General features: G+C 70.0%; 22 protein-coding genes and 1 pseudogene. 14 read left to right on the forward strand and 9 right to left on the reverse strand.

Going from position 1 to position 22,622, the window contains the following annotated elements:
- Positions 1–2: 2 nt before the first annotated feature.
- A complete protein-coding gene (locus ACFOWE_RS29520) occupies positions 3–1,106 on the reverse strand; it encodes a M20 family metallopeptidase (RefSeq protein WP_377293589.1) in 1,104 nt (367 codons plus the stop codon).
- A gap of 782 nt (positions 1,107–1,888) precedes the next feature.
- Positions 1,889–2,245, reverse strand: a complete 357-nt coding sequence (locus ACFOWE_RS29525; protein ID WP_377293591.1) for an MmcQ/YjbR family DNA-binding protein — start codon at positions 2,243–2,245, stop codon at positions 1,889–1,891.
- Between the two features lie 166 nt (positions 2,246–2,411).
- Between ACFOWE_RS29525 and ACFOWE_RS29530 the strand changes: the two genes are divergently transcribed.
- Together ACFOWE_RS29530 and ACFOWE_RS29535 are read left to right on the forward strand one after the other, a co-directional pair.
- Positions 2,412–3,005 (forward strand): dihydrofolate reductase family protein, encoded by a 594-nt coding sequence (locus ACFOWE_RS29530; RefSeq protein WP_377293593.1) that lies wholly within the window; start codon positions 2,412–2,414, stop codon positions 3,003–3,005.
- A 59-nt stretch (positions 3,006–3,064) separates the two neighbouring features.
- Complete coding sequence (locus ACFOWE_RS29535; RefSeq protein WP_377293595.1) at positions 3,065–3,493, forward strand: DUF6461 domain-containing protein; 429 nt, start codon at positions 3,065–3,067, stop codon at positions 3,491–3,493.
- Between the two features lie 532 nt (positions 3,494–4,025).
- Here the strand turns inward: ACFOWE_RS29535 and ACFOWE_RS29540 are convergent.
- The 3 genes from ACFOWE_RS29540 to ACFOWE_RS29550 form a co-directional block, all read right to left on the reverse strand.
- The gene (locus ACFOWE_RS29540) at positions 4,026–4,343 is read right to left on the reverse strand and encodes an NUDIX domain-containing protein (RefSeq protein WP_377293815.1); all 318 of its coding nucleotides are present in this window, start codon (positions 4,341–4,343) and stop codon (positions 4,026–4,028) included.
- An 81-nt stretch (positions 4,344–4,424) separates the two neighbouring features.
- Complete coding sequence (locus ACFOWE_RS29545) at positions 4,425–4,772, reverse strand: PadR family transcriptional regulator (protein ID WP_377293597.1); 348 nt, start codon at positions 4,770–4,772, stop codon at positions 4,425–4,427.
- Positions 4,773–5,122: 350 nt separating this feature from the next.
- Positions 5,123–5,560 carry a winged helix-turn-helix transcriptional regulator gene (locus ACFOWE_RS29550; protein WP_449301233.1) on the reverse strand — a complete coding sequence of 146 codons (438 nt, stop codon included), beginning with the start codon at positions 5,558–5,560 and terminating at the stop codon, positions 5,123–5,125.
- Positions 5,561–5,642: 82 nt separating this feature from the next.
- On the opposite strand from ACFOWE_RS29550, the gene ACFOWE_RS29555 reads away from it, so the two are divergent.
- On the forward strand, positions 5,643–6,572 hold the full coding sequence (locus tag ACFOWE_RS29555; protein WP_449301232.1) for an aldo/keto reductase family oxidoreductase: 930 nt from the start codon (positions 5,643–5,645) through the stop codon (positions 6,570–6,572).
- 175 nt (positions 6,573–6,747) lie between these two features.
- On the opposite strand, the gene ACFOWE_RS29560 is transcribed toward ACFOWE_RS29555, so the two are convergent.
- From ACFOWE_RS29560 to ACFOWE_RS29570, 3 genes are all read right to left on the reverse strand, one after another.
- Positions 6,748–7,647: a hypothetical protein gene (locus tag ACFOWE_RS29560; protein WP_377293599.1), complete on the reverse strand. Its 900-nt coding sequence runs from the start codon at positions 7,645–7,647 to the stop codon at positions 6,748–6,750.
- A 489-nt stretch (positions 7,648–8,136) separates the two neighbouring features.
- Positions 8,137–8,346, reverse strand: coding sequence for a hypothetical protein (locus ACFOWE_RS29565; protein WP_377293601.1), 210 nt, complete (start codon positions 8,344–8,346; stop codon positions 8,137–8,139).
- Between the two features lie 215 nt (positions 8,347–8,561).
- Positions 8,562–9,449, reverse strand: coding sequence for a DUF899 family protein (locus ACFOWE_RS29570; RefSeq protein ID WP_377293603.1), 888 nt, complete (start codon positions 9,447–9,449; stop codon positions 8,562–8,564).
- A gap of 284 nt (positions 9,450–9,733) precedes the next feature.
- On the opposite strand from ACFOWE_RS29570, the gene ACFOWE_RS29575 reads away from it, so the two are divergent.
- From ACFOWE_RS29575 to ACFOWE_RS29615, 9 genes are all read left to right on the forward strand, one after another.
- Positions 9,734–10,249 carry a hypothetical protein gene (locus ACFOWE_RS29575; protein ID WP_377293605.1) on the forward strand — a complete coding sequence of 172 codons (516 nt, stop codon included), beginning with the start codon at positions 9,734–9,736 and terminating at the stop codon, positions 10,247–10,249.
- Positions 10,250–10,975: 726 nt separating this feature from the next.
- Positions 10,976–11,368 carry a GntR family transcriptional regulator gene (locus ACFOWE_RS29580; RefSeq protein WP_377293607.1) on the forward strand — a complete coding sequence of 131 codons (393 nt, stop codon included), beginning with the start codon at positions 10,976–10,978 and terminating at the stop codon, positions 11,366–11,368.
- Between the two features lie 134 nt (positions 11,369–11,502).
- Entirely contained in the window at positions 11,503–12,462 is a 960-nt protein-coding gene (locus ACFOWE_RS29585; RefSeq protein WP_377293609.1) for an ABC transporter ATP-binding protein, read from the forward strand.
- Positions 12,459–13,526, forward strand: a complete 1,068-nt coding sequence (locus tag ACFOWE_RS29590) for an ABC transporter permease (protein ID WP_377293610.1) — start codon at positions 12,459–12,461, stop codon at positions 13,524–13,526. Before ACFOWE_RS29585 ends, ACFOWE_RS29590 begins: the two co-directional genes overlap by 4 nt.
- Positions 13,527–13,591: 65 nt before the next feature.
- Positions 13,592–15,010, forward strand: coding sequence for a S41 family peptidase (locus tag ACFOWE_RS29595; protein WP_377293612.1), 1,419 nt, complete (start codon positions 13,592–13,594; stop codon positions 15,008–15,010).
- Positions 15,011–15,034: 24 nt separating this feature from the next.
- Positions 15,035–16,189, forward strand: a complete 1,155-nt coding sequence (locus ACFOWE_RS29600; RefSeq protein WP_377293614.1) for an alpha/beta hydrolase family protein — start codon at positions 15,035–15,037, stop codon at positions 16,187–16,189.
- A gap of 567 nt (positions 16,190–16,756) precedes the next feature.
- A complete protein-coding gene (locus ACFOWE_RS29605) occupies positions 16,757–17,098 on the forward strand; it encodes an ADP-ribosylglycohydrolase family protein (RefSeq protein WP_377293616.1) in 342 nt (113 codons plus the stop codon).
- Positions 17,099–17,194: 96 nt separating this feature from the next.
- Positions 17,195–19,012 carry an ADP-ribosylglycohydrolase family protein gene (locus ACFOWE_RS29610; protein WP_377293618.1) on the forward strand — a complete coding sequence of 606 codons (1,818 nt, stop codon included), beginning with the start codon at positions 17,195–17,197 and terminating at the stop codon, positions 19,010–19,012.
- Positions 19,013–19,223: 211 nt separating this feature from the next.
- Positions 19,224–19,829, forward strand: a complete 606-nt coding sequence (locus ACFOWE_RS29615; protein ID WP_377293620.1) for a hypothetical protein — start codon at positions 19,224–19,226, stop codon at positions 19,827–19,829.
- An 87-nt stretch (positions 19,830–19,916) separates the two neighbouring features.
- On the opposite strand, the gene ACFOWE_RS29620 is transcribed toward ACFOWE_RS29615, so the two are convergent.
- Positions 19,917–20,048, reverse strand: a complete 132-nt coding sequence (locus ACFOWE_RS29620; protein ID WP_377293622.1) for a hypothetical protein — start codon at positions 20,046–20,048, stop codon at positions 19,917–19,919.
- 517 nt (positions 20,049–20,565) lie between these two features.
- On the opposite strand from ACFOWE_RS29620, the gene ACFOWE_RS29625 reads away from it, so the two are divergent.
- The gene (locus ACFOWE_RS29625; RefSeq protein ID WP_377293624.1) at positions 20,566–21,198 is read left to right on the forward strand and encodes an ADP-ribosylglycohydrolase family protein; all 633 of its coding nucleotides are present in this window, start codon (positions 20,566–20,568) and stop codon (positions 21,196–21,198) included.
- A gap of 66 nt (positions 21,199–21,264) precedes the next feature.
- Positions 21,265–22,622 (forward strand): annotated as a pseudogene (locus tag ACFOWE_RS33925) (IS256 family transposase).

The following is a 22,622-nucleotide window of genomic DNA, read 5'->3' on the forward strand; positions in this document are numbered from 1 at the left end:
CCTCACCGCCGGCCGCGGATCTCCCTCACCAGGCCCGCGACGAGGTCCGCCCGCTCGGCCATGACGTCGACCAGGATGTACTCGTGGTCGGAGTGGGCGCCGCCCCCGACCGCGCCCAGGCCGTCGAGGGTCGGCACGCCCAGCGCGCCCGTGAAGTTGCCGTCGCTGCCGCCGCCGACCTTCCTGCCTTCGACGCCCGGAAGCAGCCGCTGCGCGAGCGCGAACAGCTCCGCGGCCGCCGACCCGGGCATCGGCGGCCGGTGGATGCCTCCCCGCACCGTGACGACCGCCCCGTCGAGGCGCGGCGTCAGCGCGGCGAAGGCCGACTCGACGCGTTCCTTCTCGCCGGCCGACTCGACGCGCACGTCAACGGTGATGGTCGCCTGCGCGGGAACGACGTTGCTCGCGGTGCCCGCGGTCATGACGGTCGGAGTGACCGTCGTGCCGGCCTCCGGCCGGTCCAGCGCCGCGATCTCCAGCACCTGGTGTGCCGCCTCCACCAGGGCGTTGACCCCGGCCTCGGGCTCCAGACCGGCATGCGACGCGCGGCCGGTGATCAGGACCTCGAACGTGCCGCAGCCCTTGCGCCCGGTCTTCAGCCCTCCGCCGTCCGCGGCGCCCTCGAGCACCAGCACCGCGCGGCAGGCGAGCGCCAGTTCCTCGATGAGCGCGCGAGAGGAGTGAGAACCGACCTCCTCGTCCGCGGTCACCAGGATCTCGACGCCCGACCGGTCCTCGAGCGTCGCGAGGCCGTGGACGGCCTGCACCAGGCCGCCCAGCATGTCGAACACCCCCGGGCCGGTCGCCCGCCCGTCCTCGACCCTGAACGGGCGGCGGGCCAGGGTGCCGAGGGGGAACACCGTGTCGTGGTGCCCCAGGATCAGCACCTGGGGCTCACCCCCACCCGACCAGCGGACGTGCGGCCCGCTCGCGCTCTCGACGAGGACGGCCTGCCCGCCCAGGCGGCTCTCGATGACCGCGGCGACGGTCTTCGCGGACTCCGTCAGGGCGTCGCGATCGAGCGAGGGGGACTCGACTCCGACGAGCGACCGGAGGTCGTCGATCATCGCCGTGACACTCAACTGCGCGGCCGTGTGCGTCGTCATCCCGCAATGGTAAGGGCGGGGATTCGCAATGATCCGGAATGGAATCCGGCGTTGATGGTGAAGGCCGGGGGTCCGGGGCGATCTGGGACGAGACCCGGACATCAGGAGGGAGGCGAGCGCGGCAGGACGAGCGTCCGTGCCCTTCTCCGCCCGCCCGCCGATTCCGGCGGAGCCCTCCGCGAGGATCCACCCGCCGGTGGTCCCGGACGCCGGCCCCTACGAGCAGGCGGCCAGGGTGTTCCGCCAGCACGGTCACCCGGTGGAGGCCGAGCACCTGCTCATCGAGCAGCGCCGGCAGGCCAGAGGACGCCGGCGCCGGGCGGGCGCGCTCACCGCGCCGCCGTATCGGAGACGCGCCGGACCTGCTCTACGGGCTCACCGTCGGCTGCGGGTACCGGCCGGGCAGGGTGCTGTGGCCGCTCGGCGCCCTGCTCGTCCTCGTGGGCGCCATGACGCTGCCTCCCGGGGTCCAGCAGACACTGCGGGCCACCGACCCGTGCGGGGACGGGCAGGTGCGCTGCTTCGACCCGCTGTTCCACACCGTTTCGACCCGCTGTTCCACACCGTGGACACCGTCGTCCCGCTGCTCTCGCTGGGCCGGCGGACGACCTGATGCCCGAGACGCGCAGCTCGGGGGATCACTGGTGTCGACGCTTCTGAACACGGCCGGACTGCTGGGCCGGCTGCTGCCGACGGTGGTCGTGCTCTCCTTCGCCAGGCTCACCCGGCCGGTATGAGATCGCCGGCGCAGGCCGTACTCCCCGGATGGGCGCGACCGGCGCTCATGTCAGAAGGGCGACCAGGCTCTTGGGCGCGACGCTCCGGTAGGCGTCGGTGACGATCTCGGCGATCTCGGCCCAGTCCTGGGGGACGTCGAGGTGGACGCCGAGCCAGCCGCGGTGGCCGACGTAGGGAGGGCGGAAGAAGCGCTCGGGGCTCTCGGCCACCAGGGCCTCCTGGACGCCGGGAGGGGCCGCGCACCAGAAGGCGAGCCGGTCGTCGTGGTGATGGTCGGCGTACATGACGAACGCCTTCCTGCCGCGGACGAACCAGGTCGGCTCGCCGTGGCTGAGCCGTTCGGTGGTCTCGGGGAGCGCGAGACAGAGCCGGCGCAGCGACTCCAGCGGATCATCGGCCATGGCCGGACGATACTCCGCGGAAGAGGAACAGGGGACTGTCGGACCCGAGTGATATCGACGAAGCGGAGGCGTCCGTTCCCGACTCCTCGGAATCCGGCGGTCGGGGACGGAGGGTGAGTGGCGCGATCAGCGGGCCCGCCCCTGGCGAACTTCGGAGGAGAGCACGGTGCGAAAGATCGTTTTCATGATGTCGGTGTCCCTCGACGGCTTCTTCGAGGGGCCGGACCACGAGCTGGACTGGCACCTGGTCGACGACGAACTGCACGACCACTTCAACGAGCGGCTCGGCGCGATGGGCGCCTTCATGGACGGGCGCCGCAGCTACGAGCTGATGGCCGGGTTCTGGCCGACGGCCGACACCGACCCCGCGAGCACCCGGCCGATGATCGAGTTCGCCCGCATCTGGCGGGACATGCCGAAGTTCGTCTTCTCCCGGACCTTGGAGAAGGCCGACTGGAACACCACCGTGGTCCGGGACGTCGTCACCGAGGAGATCCTGGAGCTCAAGGCGGAGCCCGGCGGAGATCTGGCGCTCGGTGGCGCCGAACTCGCCGCCACCTTCATGCGTCTCGGTCTGATCGACGAGTACTGGCTGTACGTCCACCCGGTCGTCCTCGGACGGGGCAGGCCGCTGTTCCAGCCGTCCGAGGCCAGGCGCGGTCTCCGGCTCGCCGAGACCCGGACCTTCGGCAACGGCGTCGTCCTGCTCCGCTACCAGGACCCCGCCGCGCTCGGCGGGACGGGCGAGGGGCCCCGCTGACCACCACCGGTCGGAGTCCTGCGGTCATTCCGTGTCGGCGGGTGCTGCGAGCATGACGGGTGATCGCGACTCCTGACGACTACTCCTGGTTCTCCCGCGAGCGCTTCCCCGAGCTGACGGACGCCTACTGCCTCACCTATGTCCGCGACCTGACGCCCGAGGAGCCGGTGACCCGGCTCGGCGTCCAGGTCGAGGACTGCTCGCGCATGCCGCTCGACGAGCTGCTCCGGTATTCCTGCACCGGTTCTCATCGTTCGCGGGCCTCCGGCGCCGTCGCCGTCGGTGGCTGGGTGCTCATCGTCGAGGCCAACGGCCTGCTGGGCGTCACCGAAGAGATCGTCCTGCCGCTGTCGGCGGGCACCCGGCTCGTCTCCCAACCTTCGCGGACGCGACCCGAGCGGCACTGCCCCGGCCATCGACGGAGACGAGCACGTCCTCGGCGATCGTCCCGGAGCCGGAGCGCCCCCGCCGGAGGCGAAGGGGCTTGACCGGGATCGCGCGGAGGACCACCGTGAGTCCAATGGTCGCGGCTGCGGAGGGACGTCTGTGTTCGGTTTGGGCTGGTTCGAGGTGCTGATTCTCGTCGTCCTGGTGTTGGCCGTCGTGGCTGCGGTCTGGGCGGTGCTGCTCCGGCGCCGGTAGCCGGATCGGCGGCGCATCGCCTGGCGAGGGCCTCGAACTCCTGGAGCACACGGAGCTCCTCCGGAGCCGGGGTGAGGGCGCGGCGCCGGCCCGGTTCGTCGAGGAACCGCGGCATCTCGGCCGACGTCAGGACCGGGCTTCCGTACGGATCGATCCGGTCCAGCAGGGGACTCCGGCCCTGGCCGCGTACGCGGTCGATGAGGCGGACGAAAGCGTCGTCGCGGTCGGTGCGGTGGCCGACGGGGGCGAGCTTCCGGCGCTTCGGCGGGTGCCTCGCCGCTCCACCCGCGTCAATGCCGTGTTCCGGGGCGTACGAGCACGTCACGAGTACGCGATGCCGGTCACCGCGAGGACTCGGGGACTCGGGGGCTCGGGGCCTCAGTGGTCGGAGGCCGGGCGCCAGGGCAGGGCCACCGGTCCGGCGGGGAGGTCTCCGAATCGGGCGGGACCGGAGGAGACGGCCACCACCGGGCCGAGCCGCTGTGGAGCGATGGCGTGGCCGGTCTCCTCGGACAGTTCGTGTGCCGCGGCCTGGGGGAGGGTCTCGCCGTCGTCGCCGCCGCCGGGTATGGCCCAGAAGTGGGAGGTGGACAGGTCGCCTGAGGCGCGGAGGCGGAACAGCAGGAGCCGGTCGTCGCGGTTGACCAGCAGGATCCGGGCGCTGGCCCGTACGGCGGGGGCGGTCGTTCCGCTGATCCTAGGCGGTTCCGCGAGGAAGGGAGGGCGGCAGGACGCGCAGGAGCGGTCCGAGGCGGTGAGCGGTTCCGGCGTTCCCGGTCATGACGCGCCTCCCGCCGGACCAGGCCGGTGGAGCCACTCCGGGGCGGACCGGTGGCGGGAGGCGTATGTCCGGGCGATCGCGTCCCGGCTCTTCTCCGCGCCGTCAGGAGTGATCGTGTAGTAACGGCGGCGGGGGCGGCCCGCGTCGGCGTGCGCGCCGGGCTCCTCCCAGTGGCCGTCGAGCCAGCCGATCCGCTCCAGCCGGGCCAGGACGGGGTGGACCGTACCGCTGGGCAGCTCGGTCGCCTCGCACAGCTCCAGTCCGTAGCGCCGCTGCGCGGGATCGCTGAGGAACACGCGCAGGATCGCCTGGACCTGCATGGTCATCCGCGGATCCACCGGCATGTGTAGAACTCTACGTAGGGCAGCCATGTCTGGAACGTCCCGCCGGCGGTATGGAGTCGTTACTTCCGAGGCAGAGAGACGCGGTCATGGCTTCGCAGGCACCGTCGCGGTGATGCCGGTGGTACGGCCGGCGCGGTTCGCCGCTCCGACGCGGTTCTCCTCACCATCGGCATCATCGGCGGCCCGCCGCCGTGGACCGGCTGGACCGGCTGGACCGGCTGGACTGTGTGGCCGGTGCGGTCGGTGCGGCCGTCGGCTCGGCGGTGGGCGGCCGACGACCGCAGGGCATCGGGCTGCGGACCGAGGACGTGCTGAGCCGTCACCTGCCCTGGGGCCAGTGGTGTGAGCCGTCAGGAGGTGCGGGCGTCGTGGTTCTCGCGGTTCGCGAGGACCTCGGCCATGTGCGTCTGCGCCCAGTCTCTGAGCCCGCGCGTCATGTGGTGGAGGGAGAGGCCGAGGTCGGTCAGCTCATAGGAGACGGTGACAGGGACGGTCGGCGTCACGGTACGGGTGAGCAGACCATCGTGCTCCAGCGACCGCAGCGTCTGGGTCAGCATCTTCTGGCTGATCCCGGCCAGAAGACGGGAGATCTCGGAGTAACGCATCGCCCTCGGAGCGTCTGCGTGCGCCGCACCGGGTCGGCCGGAGTCGTCGTCGCCGCCCAGCGCACACAGGATCAGGACGACCCACTTGTCCGATATCCGGTCGAGCAACTGCCGGCTGGGGCACCCCGCGAGGAACGCGTTGTACTCCACCTTGGCCTGAGCCCTCTTCTGGGCCGCCTTCATCGTCGTCACTGATCGAACCTCTCACCGATGGGTGGGTTACGCACTTCAAAGTGCCTACTTCCCGGCAGGGAGTTTCTCTCCAATGCTGATGCAGGGAGGCGGCAGGCGCCACCCCCAGTTCATGACGAAAGGCGACAAGATGAGCACACCCTCCCGCTCTCTTCCCGGCGGCACCTGGACTCTGGGTGATCTGACCGTCACCCGGTTCGGTTACGGTGCCATGCAACTGGCCGGCCCTGGGGTCATGGGGCCACCCGCCGACCGCGAAGGCGCCCTGGCCGTTCTGCGTGAAGCGGTCGACCTCGGTATCACCCACATCGACACCAGCGACGCCTACGGGCCGCGGGTCACCAACGAGCTGATCCGTGAGGCGCTGCACCCCTATCCGGAGTCGCTGCACATCGTGACCAAGGTGGGCGCGACCCGCGACGAACAGGGCGGCTGGCCTACGGCCCGGCGACCCGAAGACCTGCGCCGCCAGGTCCACGACAACCTCAGGTCCCTCGGGCTCGACGTACTCGACCTGGTCAACCTCCGGCTCGGCGACGCCGGAGGTCCCCGGCCCGGCTCGCTCGCCGAGGCGTTCGAGACGCTCGTGGAGCTCCGGCAGCAGGGCCTGATCCGCCACCTCGGGGTCAGCAACGCCACCGAGGAGCAAGTCGCCGAGGCGCAGAGCATCGCGCCGATCGTGTGCGTGCAGAACATGTACAACCTCGCCCACCGCCATGACGACAAGCTCATCGACCGGCTCGCCGCCGACGGCGTCGCATACGTGCCCTTCTTCCCCCTCGGAGGCTTCACTCCGCTTCAGTCCTCGGCGCTCTCGGCGGTCGCCGCTCGATTGAAGGCGACGCGGATGTCCGTCGCGCTGGCCTGGCTGCTGCAGCGATCACCGAACATTCTGCTCATCCCCGGCACGTCATCGACGGCGCACCTGCACGAGAACGTCGCCGGTGCGGGACTCTCCCTCTCCCGTGAGGACTTGACCGAGCTGGACGGCATCGGCGGCTGAACGCCCCGGAGCCGAACGGCCCGCAGGCCACGACCGAAGCCACCGTTCGGCTTTCGGCCCCGGTCGCCTCCGCGCGGCCGGGGTCCGCGGCGCTGGGCCGGGGCGCGGCGGCGCGCCGCCTTGACGTCTCATAGGAACAGTCCGGCGACATGTGGTCGGGTGTTCAGAGGGAGGATCACTGCCGATTTTCCGGGATGACGTCGATCACGCTTACCGAGCGGACTTTCGGATTCTTCGCCATGCGCTTCACCGCTTCTGGAGTGTTGATGACGGTGAAGCCGTGTACGAGTCCTTCTTCGGCGCGGTCTTGAAGTTCCATCAAATCAAGCCCGAGCCCTTTCAGGGCAGGCCCGTCCTCGGCCTTCAGCAGCGACACCCACCGCCTGAATTCATTCACCCTGGAAGTGCTTGCTTGTCCTCCGGAGACGTCGAATCCACCGATGACGCCGGGGAACGAGTAGGGCCATCCGAAGGGCTTTTCGCCTCCGCCGGGTGAGAGGAGCAACATCTCGTTGAGCCCGATGGCGTGTATTTCGTTGACCTCCTCTTCGTTCAGTGGATTCTTTAGGGCGACGAATGCGTGGACGCGGTGCCTTCGCCAGTCCATTCCCTTCAATGTGTCCAGCGTAAGGAGGTTCTCGCTCTTCGCGTCCCGGCTCTCAGGTGAGGTCATTATTTCCGTCAGGTACCATGGATCGGGCTCGGGGAAGCGAATCTCTCCTGACGGGTCCTGTCGGAATTCTATTGATAGAGAGGGCTGCTCCCTGGGAAGCGTGCCTGCCATGCGAGGTCCTATGGAGACTTCCAGGGATCCGTCGAATGACGGAATTTCGTCATCGAGCTCTGGGTCCGGTAGACACTCGTGGGGGAAGGAGTTGCCGGATTCCACGCTGTAATCAGGGTGCGCGACGGCGAATCCCACCAGGACGACCCGGCTGAACCGGGCGCAATCCATCATCTCTCGGCCCGGTTCGTCCTCCAGCAGATTGAACGCCGCTCCACCCAGCACGGCCGCTATGGTCAGAGCCGCCATCGATGTGCGCGCCGTACCCCACCGATCAACGAGTTGCTTCATTCGGAATGATCCCCTGTGCTTATGCGCATGCCGGTGAATCGCAGCCTGTGGACCGGGGTCAGAACCGCCGGTCCTCTTCGACGCAAGGTTCCATGGGTAGGTGCCGGGGGACTTACACCCTGAACGCGGACATCGGTTGCCACGCGGCGACTTCCAGCCTAGTTGATCTCTTCTCGAACTCGACCGGGCTGAGGTGGCCCAGCGCCACGGCACCGGTCCGGAACTCCGCAGGATACGTGAACGTCCCCACCGAGGACTCCTCTCCCCGAACCGTTCCATGGTCCAGCAGGTCCCAAGGTGTCCACGTCCAAGGGGAAGACCCCTTGTGCTAGGGATCGGAAGCCTGCGCGCGGTGCTCGGCATCCACGTGCTGGTAACAAGACAGCTGCCACGGCTGCTTCCCACTCGCTGGCGTGATCACCGTGACCCTCGCCGCTATGGATGGGCGCAATTACCGAAGGGGATCTTTCTCTTCCTGCTCGTGCTGAGTCAGAAGGCGGTGGAGTCGTTGTCCGACCCGTCCTTGGCCCTGGCTCTGGCCATGGTGCTGACGATCGTGGTGTTTGGATGCCTCGCCGTAGGTACGTGGCTGTCGGCCGCGGCGAAGTCGCCTCGTAGGTCTCCTTGGCGGGGTTCGTCCAAGGCGAGGTGCCGAGGTCTGGCCGGACGGCCGGTTCCTCCGTTCAGGTCGATCAGCATGCCGATACTCCCTGAGGACACCGCCCAGACGATCATGTCGGCGAACGGCGAACGGCGAACGGCGAACGGCGAACGGCGAACGGCGAACGGCGAACGGCGAGCCGCGCGGTCTGAGTCCGGTCGACGGCTTGCGGAGCGGACGGCCGCCCTGGGCCGGGCTCGCCCGGTGCCGGTGCATCGGCGGCAGGCGAAGGCCGCCCAACGGTTGCCCGTCTTCACCCATCAAGCCGGGGCCTGAGGTCGTCTCCGGATTCCTCGGCCTCGGAAAGAAAGGGCCGGACGGTGAGGTCGTCGGAGCGGCCGGCTTCGATGCGCGACCACTGGGCGATGGGGCGTCCGTTGGTCCGCAGGTTGGAGTCGTCGTCGACCCGCCGCGGCTGCGGCCAGCCAGGAGGCGAATCCTCCTGCGTCTCCTGGCGTCCGTACACGGTGAGGTCCATGAGCGCGTAGCTGTAGTCCATCTCCTCTACGCCGCGGAGGGTCGTCCAGTAGGTTTCGAAGACCCGGTCGTGGTCCCGTACGTAGCACACGAGGTACATCATGCCGAGGTGGCGTCCGACGAGGAGTGTGTCCAGGGAGTCCTGCGCCGAGTACCACGGTATCTGCCAGCCCATGAAGTCGCGGTAGCGGCGGCTTTCGTCGTAGGGCCCCTGGCAGAAGACCGCGTAGGTGATGTCGCGGGAATGAAGGTAGGACAGCTCCGCGACCTGGGTGTTGCACCACGTGCAGCCTTCGCACTGCTCGGCTGCGGGGTTCCCGGGATACCACATGAAGTAGTAGGCGATGAGCTGCCGGCGCCCCTCGAACGCGTCGAGCAGAGTGGCCGGCCCGTCGGGTCCGATCAGCGTGGTTCCGGCGTCCACCTCGACCATGGGCAGGCGCCGTCGGGCCGCGGCGATCGCGTCGCCTTCCCGGGTGTGCGCCTTCTCCCGAGCCCGCAGCCTGTCCAGCTCGGCCTGGAAGGTGGCCCGGTCGACGGCCGTGGGCAAGCCCGGTGCATCGGCGGGGCCGACCCCCGCCGACGGCGACGAGACCGACCTCGCCCCGCAGCAGCCGGAGCCCGACGGCGTCGGCCCGCTGCGGTCCGTTGATTCATCCTCCATGACTGTCTCCTGTCGTCGTGGTCATGTCGGTGCTTCCGTCCGCTCTGGTGACAGCCTTTTCACCATCCTGTTTCCAGCAGGGCCTTCCCTACGCTCACGGGGGTGTGCGGTCATGCCGCTCTATCGGCAAAGCACAAACCTGGTCTGCCCCGGATCGGTTCACATGGGGTGGACGTGATGCTCAAGGTCTACGCCAAGCGCATCGATGGCCAGCACGAGGCGGCCAACCAGGGGATAGAGGGAGCACTCACGGCGTGAACGGCCTGGCGCGGGATACTGCAGGGGTGGAACTCTCCGCCGGTCTTCGGAGCCGTCTCGCGGAGTTGAGGGGTGACCTTCTCCACGAGCGGCCTCTGCAGGGAACCGTTCCGGACGCCGGATGGCTGGCCTGTGATCTCCTGGAAGCGGGCCTCGACACGCCCGCGGTCCAGGAGTTGGCCGGACAGGCGCTCTCCATCGGGCCGATGTCCGAGGTGGAGTCGCTGGTCCGCCAGATGTTGACCGAGGCCGGCTTCCCGCCGATCGATGTCCGGCGTGATCCCTGGGCGGTCGCTCGTGACGTGGCGCAGGGCATCGCGGAGGGCTCCCTGCCGGTCCCGCGGGGGGCGGACTTCCTCATCGTCGAGTCGATGAGCGCATGCGGACATCCGGAGGAGATCATGGAGCTCATGCTTCTCATCGATGACTGGGAGGCGCTGCGCGGGGAGCCGCCGACCGATGAGGAGCTTCGTGACCGGGCTGCCAGGGTCGTGGAAGCCGCGGACGCGCATCTCGGCGGCGAGACCGGCGGTGCGGCATAGAGGAGTCCGCGGCGTGGTGGCCAGGGGCGGGTATGGAGGGTTCCGGAGCACACCGGGGCCCTTCGTCGTGTCCGGGCGTGGAGTGGCGCGGGAGTGTGCAAAATCCTGCGGTCTACCTGGGCGAACGGAGCCGTGGGCATTGCGCGTGTGTTCCGCCACGGGCGGCATGCGGCTGCATCCGGCTGCCTGCGGCGGCAGGGGAGGAGGAGTGATCACATGCAGAAGACCAGGTCAGACGGCGAATGACCTGGTCCTGGTTGCGCGCCCTGCAGGATTCGAACCTGCGACCGTCGGATTAGAAGGCGGTTGTCCGATGCGGTGATCAGGGTTTCCGCGTGCCGTTCGGTGGTGTTTCGTCCGTACTCCGCCCGGATCCGGTGATGGGTCGTGGCGGGTCCGGGCGGCGTGTTCCGAGGCATGCGAGCACGCCGCGAGCACGCGTGATCAGATCACCGGCGACCTGGCGACCTGGCGACCCGGCGCCGCGGTGTGCTCGGCGCCCGCCTCGAACGGCCCGACGTGGAGAGCGGTACGGGACCCCTCGGTGACGGAATGTCCCGTGGCATCCCTCGTCCTGTCGCTCCCTGCCCGGCCAGGAGACGGATCACGTCCAGCGACGCCCCCTTCCCGCAAGGTGTGAGGCGAACTTCCCGTAAGGGGCTTCTCGACCGGCTCCATATATGTAAATATCTAATGTGCTAGGAAGCTAGATAAATGGAGATACCGGTGATCGAGTTCCATCTGGATGCGAAGTCCGGGGTCTCGCCGTACCTGCAACTGGTCCAGCAGGTGCGGCACGCGCTCCGGCTCGGCCTGCTGTGTGAGGGCGACCGGCTCCCGACCGTCAAGGAGACCGTGGCGCAACTGGCGATCAACCCCAACACCGTCCTGAAGGCCTATCGGGAGCTCGAACACGAGGGCCTGGTCGCCGCCCGGCCGGGGGTGGGGACGTTCGTGACGAAGACGCTCACCGACACCTCGCTGGCCGCGCACGGCCCGCTCAGGCTGGAACTGCAGCGCTGGCTGGCCAAGGCCCGCCGGGCCGGCCTCGACGACGAGAGCATCGAGGCCCTGTTCATGACCACCTTTCGGACCACCGCTCAGGAGGACATCGCGTGACCGAGCGAAGCGAGGGCACCAATGAGCACGGCACCCTGGGTCATGGGGGCTCCGGAGGAGACCTCATGACCGAGCGAAGCGAGGGCACCAATGAGCACAGCACCCTGGGTCATGGGGGCTCCGGAGGAGACCTCATGACCGAGCGAAGCGAGGGCACCAATGAGCACGGCACCCTCGGTCGTGAGGGCCCCGGAGGGGATCCCACGACCGCTGCCCTGCAGGCCCGGGGGCTGGGCAAGAGGTACGGCAGGCGCTGGGCGCTGCGCGAGTGCACCGTCGACATCCCGGCGGGCCACGTCGTCGGGCTGGTGGGCCCCAACGGAGCCGGCAAGACCACGCTGCTGAAGCTGGCCGCCGGCCAGCTCGAACCGACGGCCGGCGGCATCACCGTGCTCGGCGGCCGGCCGGGGAGCACGCCCGCGCAGCTGGCCAGGGTCGGCTTCGTCGCCCAGGACGCCCCCGTCTACGCGGGGCTGACCGTCGCCGACCACCTGCGGCTGGGAGCACGGCTCAACCCCCGCTGGGACGACGGCATGGCACAGGAGCGCATCGCGCGGCTCGGCCTCGACCCCGCCCACCGGGCGGGCAGGCTGTCCGGCGGCCAGCGCGCCCAGCTCGCCCTGACCCTGGGCCTGGCCAAGCGGCCCGAGCTGCTGATCCTGGACGAGCCGGTCGCCGCGCTCGACCCGCTGGCCCGCCGCGAGTTCCTGCAGGGACTGATGGAGGCCACCGCCGAGCACGCGTTCAGCGTCGTGCTCTCCTCCCACCTCGTCTCCGACCTGGAACGGATCTGCGACTACCTGATCGTCCTCGTCGACTCGCGCGTCCAGGTCGCCGGGGAGATCGACACGCTGCTGGCCACCCATCACCGGCTCACAGGCCCGCGCCGCGACCCCGGCAGGCTCCCCGCCGACCAGCACGTCATCTCCGCGCGCCACACCGACCGGCAGAGCACGTACGTGGTCCGCACCGACGCTCCGATCCACGACCCCGCCTGGACGGTCAGCCGGCTCGACCTGGAGGACCTCGTCCTGGCCTACATGGACAAGCCCGTCGCCGACAACCGGCGAGTCGCCCTGGAGGTGCAGCGATGATCTGGCTGACCTGGCGCCAGCTCCGCGGCTCGGCCGCGATGCTGGCCACCGTACTCGTCGTCCTCGCCGCCGTGCTGGCCCTCACCGGCCCGGACCTGGCCTCCGGCTACTCCGCCGGGATCACCTCCTGTGTCCAGGACGACACCTGCGGCCGCTTCTTCGACCGGTTCTTCGGCGCGCACGATTCTCCCTTCATGGCCGCCAGCCTCATCGTGCTGCTCCTGCCGGCGCTGATCGGACTCTTCTGGGGGGCGCCGATGATCACCCGCGAACTGGAGGCGGACACGCACCTGCTGGTGTGGAACCAGAGCGTCACCCGCGGCCGCTGGCTGGCGGTCAAGCTCGGGCTCACCGGCCTGGCGGCCGTGGCCGCCGCCGGCCTGTGCGGCCTCATGGTGACCTGGTGGTCCGACCCCCTGGACAAGTCGGCTCCGGAGGACCTGGCCCTGATGGCCCCCCTGGTGTTCGGCGCGCGCGGCATCGCCCCGATGGGGTATGCGGCCTTCGCCTTCGTCCTGGGCGTGAGCGTGGGCATGTTGGTGCGCCGTACGCTGCCTGCCATGGCCCTCACCCTGGCCGCGTTCGTCGCGATCCAGCTCGCCATGCCGATGCTGGTCCGCCCTCACCTGATGCCCCCGGTCACGGGAACCTTCGAACTCGTCCAGGCGAACGTGGACGGCATCAGCATCGACCGGGAGGAAGGCGGAGGTGAAGGCGAGTCAATGACGATCCGCCTGAGACCGGCCGTTCCCGGCCATGCGGGTGCCTGGGTCCTCTCCACCGGCATCCTCGATCCGTCCGGACGCACGATCGCCGAGAACGACGCCCCCGGCGCCATCAAGGAGGTCTCCACGACGTCGGGACCCTGCGCGCCGACAGCGGGAGCATCGGGCTTCGGCACGTGCATAGCCGAGGTCAACCGGCTCGGCTACCGGCAACAGGCGACCTACCAGCCCCTCGAACGCTTCTGGCCCTTCCAGTGGATCGAGACCGGGATCTACGCCCTGCTCACGGCCGGCCTCACGTGGTTCTGCTTCTGGTGGATCCGCAGGCGGCTGTCATGACCGGGCCGACCGAGGCCGTCGGCGGACACGGCACCCCCGGCCGGGCGACCGGCGGAGGAGGGCGCATGACCGCCGTCAGGACCGTGGCCGCCGGGCTCGTCCTCCTGATGGCGGCGGCCTGTACGACGCCGAGGCCGCCGCGCGTCGAGGCGGGCACGGCGGCCGGTACGGCCTGCGCACGGCCCTCGGGGGCCCTCGGGGCGGAGACGCCCACCACGATCGACGTCATCGAGCAGGCGTACTTCTGCATCCTCGGCACCTACTACAGCGGCGCCACGCTCGACGCCCGCACGCTGCTGACCGCCGGGTTCACCGCCCTGACACAGGAGCTCAACCGCAACGGGCGCGACGTGCCCGAGGCCACCATGCCGGCGCTGACCGGTGACCGCAAAGCCGACTGGGCCGCCTTCGAGGCCGCCTACCGCAAGATCACCGCCCAGGTCCCCGACCTGGGCGGCAAGCTGGCCGTCGTCACCCTCGAGGCCGTCGTGGCCGCCCTCGGCGACGACCACGCCCGCTGGGCGCACGACATCAAAAGGCCGCCCGACTCCTACGACGGCGACGGCTACGGCCTGGGCCTCCAGGCGAACGTCACCGACCTGCAGGTGACCGGCGCCCTCGGCACCGCTCTCCCCCCGCTGTTCGTCACCACCGTGCAGGGCGGCGCCGCGCAGGCCGCCGGCCTGCGCCCCGGCGACATCATCGAATCGGTCAACGGATCGGCGCCCTTCGCCGACGGCGAGGCCACCCCCGCGATCGCCGCCCTCTACCCGCGGTACCCGCAGGCTCGCCCGGTCCGGCTGCGGCTGCTGCGGCAGAGCACCGGCCGCCGCTGGACCGTCACGCTCACACCCGGCCTCTACCCGCAGGACCCGGCCGCCCTGCGGGTGGTGCAGTCGCAGCTGTTGGACGACGACATCGCCTACGTACGGCTGCGCGGGTTCTCCTCCGACTCCGCCGACAGGGTCTTCAGAGCCGTCTCCCGGCTGCGCACCGGCCGGACGCTGTCCGGCCTCGTGCTGGACCTGCGCGGCAACGGCGGCGGCAGCCCTTCGGAGGCGACCCGGCTGGTGAGCGCCTTCGTCCACGGCAAGGCCACCGCCTACCAGTGCACCGCGGACGGCAGGTGCGAGACCGCGTGGACCGACGACACCGTCGAGCTGCTCGGCCTGCCGCTGGTGGTGCTCACCGACCGCGGCTGCGCCTCGGCCTGCGAGCACTTCATCGCCGCGGTCAAGGACCTGCGCGCCGGCCGGCTGGTCGGCACCAGGACCGCCGGGATGATCTCCGGCCCGGCGCAGTCGTACCTGCTCGCCAACAACACCCTGCTGGCCTTCCCCACCAGGCACCACCTGGGACCCGGCCGGGAGGTGATCGACCGGATCGGCGTGCCGCCCGACCACCACGTGCCCCTGACCCCGAAGGACGCGGCCGCCGGGCGCGACCCCGCCCTGGCCAAGGCCCTGGCCCTGCTGCACACGTGACCGCACCAGTGAATGGACTTCTCCGTGAGACAGCTCCTGGTGGTCGCCGCGGGACTGGCCGTCCTCGCCGCGTCCGCCTGCTCCGCACCCGCACCGCCCCGGTCCGCCGTCCCGTCGGCCACGCCGACCGGCCCCGCCACCCTGCCCGCCCCCACCGGTGCCCACCCGGTCGGCACCACCGCCCTGTACCTGAAGGACACCTCCCGCCCCGACCCCTGGAACCCCGACGCCGGTGCCAGAGAGCTCAAGGTCACCCTGTGGTATCCGACCGGGCAGCGGGACGGGCGGCGCGCGCCGTACATGACGGCGAAGGAGTCGGAGCTCTTCCTGAAACGCTCGAGGATCGCCGGCGTGCCGTACGACACGCTGAGCAGGACCCGGACGAACGCCCTCGAAGACGCCGACCCCGCGGGGCGGGGGCTCCCGCTGGTGGTGCTCTCTCCCGGCTTCACCAAGCCGGTGAGCACGCTCACGTCCCTGGCCGAGGACCTGGCCAGCCGCGGGTACGTCGTGGCCGGGATCGACCACCCCTACGAGAGCTACGCCACGACCCTCGCCGGCGGGCGGGTCGCCGAATGCCTCGCCTGTGACAGCGACACCGACCCGGGTTTCGGCGCAGGTGTGGTCCAGGGGCGGGCGGCCGACGTCTCCTTCGTCCTCGACCGGTTGCCATCGGAGTGGGACGGCTCCAAGGTGATCGACCGCTCCCGGATCGCGATGGCAGGTCAGTCGATCGGCGGTGCCGCCGCCCTGGCGACCATGGTGGAGGACCCCCGCGTACGCGCCGGGATCGACATGGACGGCACCACTTACGCCCGGATCCCCAGGAGCGGCTTCTCCCGGCCGTTCATGTTCCTGGGTGCGCCGCAGCACGTCCCCGGAGGCCGCGACACCTCCTGGGACCGCGACTGGAAGCTGCTGACCGGGTGGAAACGCTGGCTCGTGCTGTCGCGTGCCGAACACCATTCCTTCACCGACCTGCCGCTGCTGGCGGACGCCCTCGGCATCAGGCCCTCCCGGGTCGTCCTGCCCGCGGCGCGCTCCGCCGAGCTCACTCGCACGTACGTGGCGGCCTTCCTCGACCAGCACCTGAAGTCACGGCGGCAGTCCCTGCTGGAGGGGCCGTCATCACGCTACCCCGAGGCCGGGTTCTGCCCTGCGGAATGCGGCCGGCCCTGAGGGGAGGTCGCCTGCGGTGCGGAAGCGGAGGGGAAGCCCACCCCATCCGGTGTCCTGACCCATCGGTGTCCCGCCTCGGCTCTCATGCCCTCACGTCCGGGCTATCGAACCGATCCGGGTTTCGAGGAGGCTGTTGGGCTGCCCGAGGTTCTGTGGAGTCGCGTTTCTGGATCGTCATGCCACGATGGTCGTGTTCTCGGACACCATCGGGGTCAGCACGCCACGAGCACGCAGGGACCGGAACTTCATTCCGCAAAGAGGCCTGTCCTCCGAGTTCTCGCAGGTCAGTCCATGATCGAAAGCGCGCCCTGCAGGATTCGAACCTGCGACCGTCGGATTAGAAGGCGGTTATCCATGGTGGTGATCGGGGTTTCCGCATGTCGGTTGGTGGCGTTTCGTCCGCGCTCCGCCCGGACCCGATGGCGGGTCGTGGCGGGTCCTGACGGTGCGTTCCGGGACATGCGAGCACGCCGCGAGCACGCGTGATCGGGGCCGCCGGCATCACGGTGGGGTACGGCGGGCGGAAAAGGGATGAACCAGGGTTTCCCTGGTCCGTAGCCTGCCGTCATGGATCGTCTGGAGCGTGCCGCCGGTGCGGTCGTCGGCTCGGCGGTGGGCGACGCTCTCGGGGCCCCGTTCGAGTTCGGCCCGGCGGGGGTGTTCTCCGCGCGGTTCCCGGTGCCGGGTGCCGGTGGGGAGATGCGCGGGGGTGGCGGCTGGGAGGCGGGGGAGGCCGCCGACGACACGCAGATGGCCGTGCACGCGGCCGAGTCGTTGCTGGAGCGCGGCGGCCTGGACCTGCCGGACGTCTTCGCCCGCTTCCTGCGGTGGGCGGCCGGCGCCCCAAGGACATCGGGTTGCAGACCGGGACGTGCTGAGCCGCGGCCTACCGTGGGATCAGGCCGCTGATGCCCACTACCGCAGCGGTCATCGCGCGGCCGGCAACGGCGCGCTGATGCGGGCGACGACCTCGGCGGTGTACTCCGCCCGTGACGGGCGGCCACGATGGGGGCCGGTCGCCGTCTGGCCGCGCTCACCCACGGTGATCCTGCGGCGGGGGAGGGCACCGCGGTCTTCCACGAGCTGGTGCGCCTTGCCCCGGACCCCGCCTGGCACCCCGGCCGGGCGACCGAGTTCAACGGCGCGGTCTGGCCCTGCCTGGGGTCGGCGGTGTGGGCGGTGCGCACCACCTCCGCCTTCGAGGAGGCGCTGCGCGCCGCGGTCGATCCGGGCGGGGGCACCGAGACCGTGGCCGCGGTCACGGGCGGCCTGGCCGGCGCCGTGTACGGGCTCGGCGCGATCCCGGTCCGCTGCACGGAGCCGCTGCACGTGCCGCTACCCGGCGGGGCGGCCGGATCCTGCGCCTGCCGCACCTGCTCGACCTCACCCGGCGCCTTATGGAGCGGGTCCAGAACGAGCCCGGGAGTGGGACAGCAAGCTCAAGGGTGCGAAGCCGCCGGGGGCCGAGCCATCCTGAGACAGGAATTCCCCCACTCCCTCGGAGAGACCGTGAAGCACGTCGTCATCATCGGGGCCAGTGTGTCCGGGCTTCTGGCCGCCGCCGCGCTCAGCGGGCTCGCGGAGCGGGTCACCGTGTTGGAGCGGGACGAATTGCCCGAGGAGGATGTTCACCGCCGCGGCACGGCGCAGAGTAAACACGCCCACGGGCTCCTGGCGCGGGGCCTGGAGGTCATGGAGTTACTGCTGCCCGGTCTCACCGCCGAATTGACGGCTCGTGGGGCGTTCGGCGGAGATCTGCAGGCCGACTGCCGATGGATCAACGAGGGACGCCGCCTCGCGCCGGCACCTGGTGGCATGCCCGGGCTCCTGGTCAGCCGTCTCCTCCTGGAAGGTCAGATCCGGCGACGGGTCGCTGCACTTCCCGGAGTGTCTGTGATCGGCGGAAGTCAGGTCTTCGGCCTCACCCACAGCGGTGATCGGGTCACCGGTGTCCGGCTCGTCTCCGACGAAACGATCAGTGCTGACCTGGTCGTCGACGCGTCGGGCAGGGGATCGCGCACTCCCGCCTGGCTGAGCGAACTCGGTTTTCCTGCGCCTGAGGAGGAACGAGTCGAAATCGATTTGACCTATACCACCTGGGTGCTTCGCCGGCGTGCCGGTGACCTCGCCGGGGATCCGGTGGTCATCATGGCCGCCACCCGGGCGATCCCTCGTGCCGGAGTAGCGCTGGCCATGGAGAATGATCGATGGATCGTTACCGTTGGGGGGTACGGTGATAATCCGCCGTCCGACTATGAGGGTTTTGTCACCTATGCAAAGTCGCTGCCGGCGCCGGACATCCACGAGCTGGTCTCCTCCGCTGAGCCGCTGGAGGAAGGACGCCATCACCGCACGCCGGCCAGCGTGCGGCGGCGTTATGAGCGGCTGCCCCGTTTCCCCCGGGGTCTGGCGGTCATCGGCGACGCGGTGTGCGCCTTCAACCCGATCTATGGTCAGGGGATGAGCGTGGCCGCGGTGGAGGCGTTGAAGCTGGGTGAATGGGCCGGTCGGGAGAGGCCTGCAGGGGAGTTGTTCCGGTCGATCGCCCGGGTCGTCGACGGGCCCTGGGACATCGTGGTCAGCGGTGACCTGCGGCTGCCAGGAGTCCGTGGACGGCGAACACTCAAAATCAAGATGATCAACGCCTACCTGGAGCGGTTTCACCGTGCAGCGGAGCACGACGCCGAACTCGGCCGGCGTTTCCTGCGCGTGGCCAATCTCATCGATCCTCCGTCCGCCCTCCTGCGACCGGCCTGCCTGTTCCGTGTGTTTCGCCGCTCCAGCGGCCGTGCCATCGCAGTTCCCGCCCGCCGGGCCGGGTAGCCGCGCCGGAGTGAAACGCGCCGGGTTTCGCGGAGGCCATGGTCTGCCCCGGGTCCTGTGAAGGTGGATTCCTGGATTCTTGTGCCGCTCCTTGAGAGGGGAGCGTGTACCGCTTCAAAAGTCGTCGCAGGGTGCTTGATCTGAGGATCGACCTGATGCGGCGGTACGGGCAAGATCGGTTCTCGTGCCTCTCCATCTCCTTTGCCTACTCATGATCCGGGTATTCGGCTGGCTGGTGTTGCCGGGCCGGAGCGAGGCGGCCAAGGACGCCGGGATCATGGTGCTGCGACATGAGGTGGCGGTGTTACGGCGTCAGGTCACCCGACCGAAGCCGGACTGGGCCGATCGAGCACTCCTGTCCGCGCTGGCACGACTCCTGCCGCCCGGGTTGCGGGCTCAGCGGCTGGTGACGCCGGATACCTTACTGGCCTGGCATCGGCGTCTGGTCCGACGCCGGTGGACATATCCGAGCCGGTCCGGCCGCCCGAGGATGAGCAAGGAGCTTCGGGCCCTGGTGCTGCGCCTGGCGCGGGAGAACCATCGCCGGGTGCACGGCGAGCTGGTCGGACTCGGCTACCGCGTGAGCGAAGCGACCGTGCGGCGGATCCTGCAGGACCGGCGCATCGGCCCGGTGCCCCGAGACGCCGACACCTCCTGGCGAACGTTCCTGCGCACCCCGGCGAAAGGGCTGTCACTCGTCGACTTCTTCCACATCGACACGATTTCTCTGAAGCGTCTGTACGTGCTGTTCGTGATGGAAATAGCCACCCGGCGCGTGCACATCCTCGGCGTGACCGCCCACCCGACCGGCGCCTGAACGGCCCAACAGGCCCGCAACCTACTCATGGACCCGGTGACCGGGCCGGATCCTTCCGCTTCCTCATCCGCGACCGAGACACCAAGTTCACCGAACAACGGCCACCGGCCGCATCAGTCCCGCGCGCAGCAGCCACCCGATCATGATGAGCGGACCGTCGTACTTCTGAAAGGAGGGATCGAACGCCGGAAGGTGCTCGGCGGGATGATCAACGAGCACCACCGAGCAGCGTAGCCGCTCCGGAGAACTCCCAGCAGCTCACGCGCCTGTTTGACGGTGCGTCCGCCTTGCTTTCTGCCTTGATGCTGTCGAGCGGTCGCGCTGGTTGAATGGCCGGTGAGAGCGGAGTTGCGAGCCCGCTTTGATCATGGTGCGTGCACGCGAGCACGCCAGGAGCACGCAGGGGCCGGAACTTCATTCCAGAAGAGGCCTGCCCTCCGAGTTTCCGCAGGTCAGGCCATGATCAAAAGCGCGCCCTGCAGGATTCGAACCTGCGACCGTCGGATTAGAAGGCGGTTGCCCGGTGCGGTGATCAGGGTTCCCGGATGCCGTTCGGTGGCGTTTCGTCCGCACTCCGCCCGGATCCGGTGACGAGTCGTGGCGGACCCTGACGGCGCGTTCCGGGACATGCGAGCACGCCGCGAGCACGCGCGATCGGGACCACCGGCATTACGGGGGGTTGCGGCCGACGGAAAAGGGATGGAACGAGGGTTCTCCCGGTTCGTAGTCTGCCGTCATGGATCGTCTGGAGCGTGCCGCCGGTGCGGTCGTCGGCTCGGCGGTGTACTTCGCCCGTGATGGGCGGGCGGCCACGATGCAGGCCGGTCGCCGTTTGGCCGCGCTCACCCACGGCGACCCAGCGGCGTGGGAGGGCACCGCGATCTTCCATGAGCTGCTGCGTCTCGCTCTGGACGGTGTCGACCCGCTGGCGGCCCTGCCGGAGATCCTCGCCGTCGTCGATCCGGAGCACCGGGAGCGGTATGCCGTCGTCCTGGACCTGCACTGGCACCCCGACCTGGCGACCGAGTTCAACGGCGCCTTCTGGCCTTGCCCGGGGTCGGCGGTGTGGGCGCTGCGCACCACCTCTGCCTTCGAGGAGGTACTCCATGCCGCGGTCGACCTGGGCGGGGATACCGACACCGTCGCCGCGGTCACCGGCGCCCTCTACGGGTTCGGCTCGATTCCGTCCCGCTGGACGGAGCCGTTGCATGTCCCGCCACCCGGCGGCGGTGGCCGGGTGCTGCGCCTGCCGCACCTGCTCGACCTCACCCGCCGCCTGGTGGAGCGGGTCCCGGTACAGGATGGTCCGGCCGGGTGCTGTGGTCAACGCCGGCTCCGTGCCGAGGGTCGCGTCCGAGATGCGGTGTAAAAGAGAACGAGCGTAGGTTGCCGTGCTGAACCGACCAAAGTTCGCACTACGCAAGGACCTACGCGCGTGGCACGCACACGACCGCCCGTCCAAGCCATCCGCGCCGAGATCGACGCCCTGTTCGTCGAGGGCCGCGACCTGATCGAGGTCATCGAGGACGTCGCCCGTCTCGGTGCCCGCCTGATCATCCAGACCGCCGTCGCGGCCGAGGCGGACGCCTTCCTCGGCCGCGCCCGCTACCAGCGCGCCGCCACCGCCGCCGAAGACGGCCGGCAGGCCGCACGGCCCGGCCACCTCGGGCGGGCACTGCCCGACCACCATCAAGACCACCACCGGCCCGGTCACCATCGCCCGCCCGAAGCTGCGCAACACCACCGAGGCGTTCGCCTCCCGCCTGTTCGGCACCGGGGTGACGCGCACCAACGCGCTGGAGACGCTGGTCATCGCCTCGTTCGTGCGCGGCCTGTCGGTCCGCGACGTCGAGGGCGCCCTGGCCGACGCCCTCGGCCCGGAGGCGGCGCTGTCGAAGTCGACGGTGCCGGCGATCTGCCAGGCCACGTCACCGAGTACGACACCTGGTGCCGGCGCGACCTGTCCGGCATCGAGCTGGACTACCTGTTCCTGGACGCCTCGCACTTCACGATGCACGACGGGCAGCGCGCCGAGCCGGTCCTGGCCGCCTGGGGCATCACCACCGGTGGCAAGCCCGTCGTCATCGGCTTGGCACCGCCCGCCGCCGAGTCCACCGATGCCTGGCACGACTTCCTGACCGACCTGGCCGCACGCGGTCTGCGCCCGCCGCTGCTGGTCGTCTCCGACGGCGCCCCGGCCTCATCACCGCCGCCGAGCAGGTCTTCCCGGCCTCCCTGCGTCAGCGCTGCGTGATCCATAAATGCCGCAACGTGCTGTCGAAGGTCAGCGCCGGCGACCAGGCCACCGTCAAGGCCGCCTTCGGGGACATCTTCGACACCAGCGGCCTGCAGCAGGACGGCAGGGAGTTCGAACCGGGCCCAGACCTGGTCGCCTGCATCCAAGCCCGCATCGACGCCTTCGCCGAGGCCTGGAGCGCGCTACCCGGCGGCGGCAAGAGCCTGCTGGCCGACCGCGCCTCGCTGACGACCTACCTGCGCTTCCCGATCGAGCATCACAAGCGCATCCGCCACTCCAACTTCATCGAGCGGACCTTCGGCGAGACCCGCCGCCGGGTCAAGGTCATCGGCCGCTTCCCCGGCGAGACCTCCTGCGTCAGCCTGGTCTGGGCGGTACTCGACCGGGCCGCCCGCGGCTGGCGCGGCTTCACCATGACATCCAAAGGGCTGCGCACTCTGCAGGACCTGCGCCGGGCCCTGCTGGCCCCGCCCAGCCGGCTCCGTCCGGCCACCGTCCCGACCACCGACTCGACACCCGAAACGACAGCCGCCTAA

This window comes from Planomonospora corallina, assembly GCF_042650625.1.
GTDB lineage: Bacteria > Actinomycetota > Actinomycetes > Streptosporangiales > Streptosporangiaceae > Planomonospora_B > Planomonospora_B corallina.

Coding starts and splice junctions, on each gene's coding strand:
- ACFOWE_RS29625 (WP_377293624.1), top strand. CDS start 20,566: ATGGATCGTCTGGAGCGTGCCGCCGGTGCGGTCGTCGGCTCGGCGGTG.
- ACFOWE_RS29545 (WP_377293597.1), bottom strand. CDS start 4,772: ATGCCGGTGGATCCGCGGATGACCATGCAGGTCCAGGCGATCCTGCGC.
- ACFOWE_RS29590 (WP_377293610.1), top strand. CDS start 12,459: ATGATCTGGCTGACCTGGCGCCAGCTCCGCGGCTCGGCCGCGATGCTG.
- ACFOWE_RS29555 (WP_449301232.1), top strand. CDS start 5,643: ATGCTGATGCAGGGAGGCGGCAGGCGCCACCCCCAGTTCATGACGAAA.
- ACFOWE_RS29610 (WP_377293618.1), top strand. CDS start 17,195: ATGGGGGCCGGTCGCCGTCTGGCCGCGCTCACCCACGGTGATCCTGCG.
- ACFOWE_RS29520 (WP_377293589.1), bottom strand. CDS start 1,106: ATGACGACGCACACGGCCGCGCAGTTGAGTGTCACGGCGATGATCGAC.
- ACFOWE_RS29560 (WP_377293599.1), bottom strand. CDS start 7,647: ATGAAGCAACTCGTTGATCGGTGGGGTACGGCGCGCACATCGATGGCG.
- ACFOWE_RS29615 (WP_377293620.1), top strand. CDS start 19,224: ATGATCCGGGTATTCGGCTGGCTGGTGTTGCCGGGCCGGAGCGAGGCG.
- ACFOWE_RS29550 (WP_449301233.1), bottom strand. CDS start 5,560: ATGAAGGCGGCCCAGAAGAGGGCTCAGGCCAAGGTGGAGTACAACGCG.
- ACFOWE_RS29570 (WP_377293603.1), bottom strand. CDS start 9,449: ATGGAGGATGAATCAACGGACCGCAGCGGGCCGACGCCGTCGGGCTCC.
- ACFOWE_RS29525 (WP_377293591.1), bottom strand. CDS start 2,245: ATGGCCGATGATCCGCTGGAGTCGCTGCGCCGGCTCTGTCTCGCGCTC.
- ACFOWE_RS29605 (WP_377293616.1), top strand. CDS start 16,757: ATGGATCGTCTGGAGCGTGCCGCCGGTGCGGTCGTCGGCTCGGCGGTG.
- ACFOWE_RS29595 (WP_377293612.1), top strand. CDS start 13,592: ATGACCGCCGTCAGGACCGTGGCCGCCGGGCTCGTCCTCCTGATGGCG.
- ACFOWE_RS29585 (WP_377293609.1), top strand. CDS start 11,503: ATGACCGAGCGAAGCGAGGGCACCAATGAGCACGGCACCCTCGGTCGT.
- ACFOWE_RS29565 (WP_377293601.1), bottom strand. CDS start 8,346: ATGCTGATCGACCTGAACGGAGGAACCGGCCGTCCGGCCAGACCTCGG.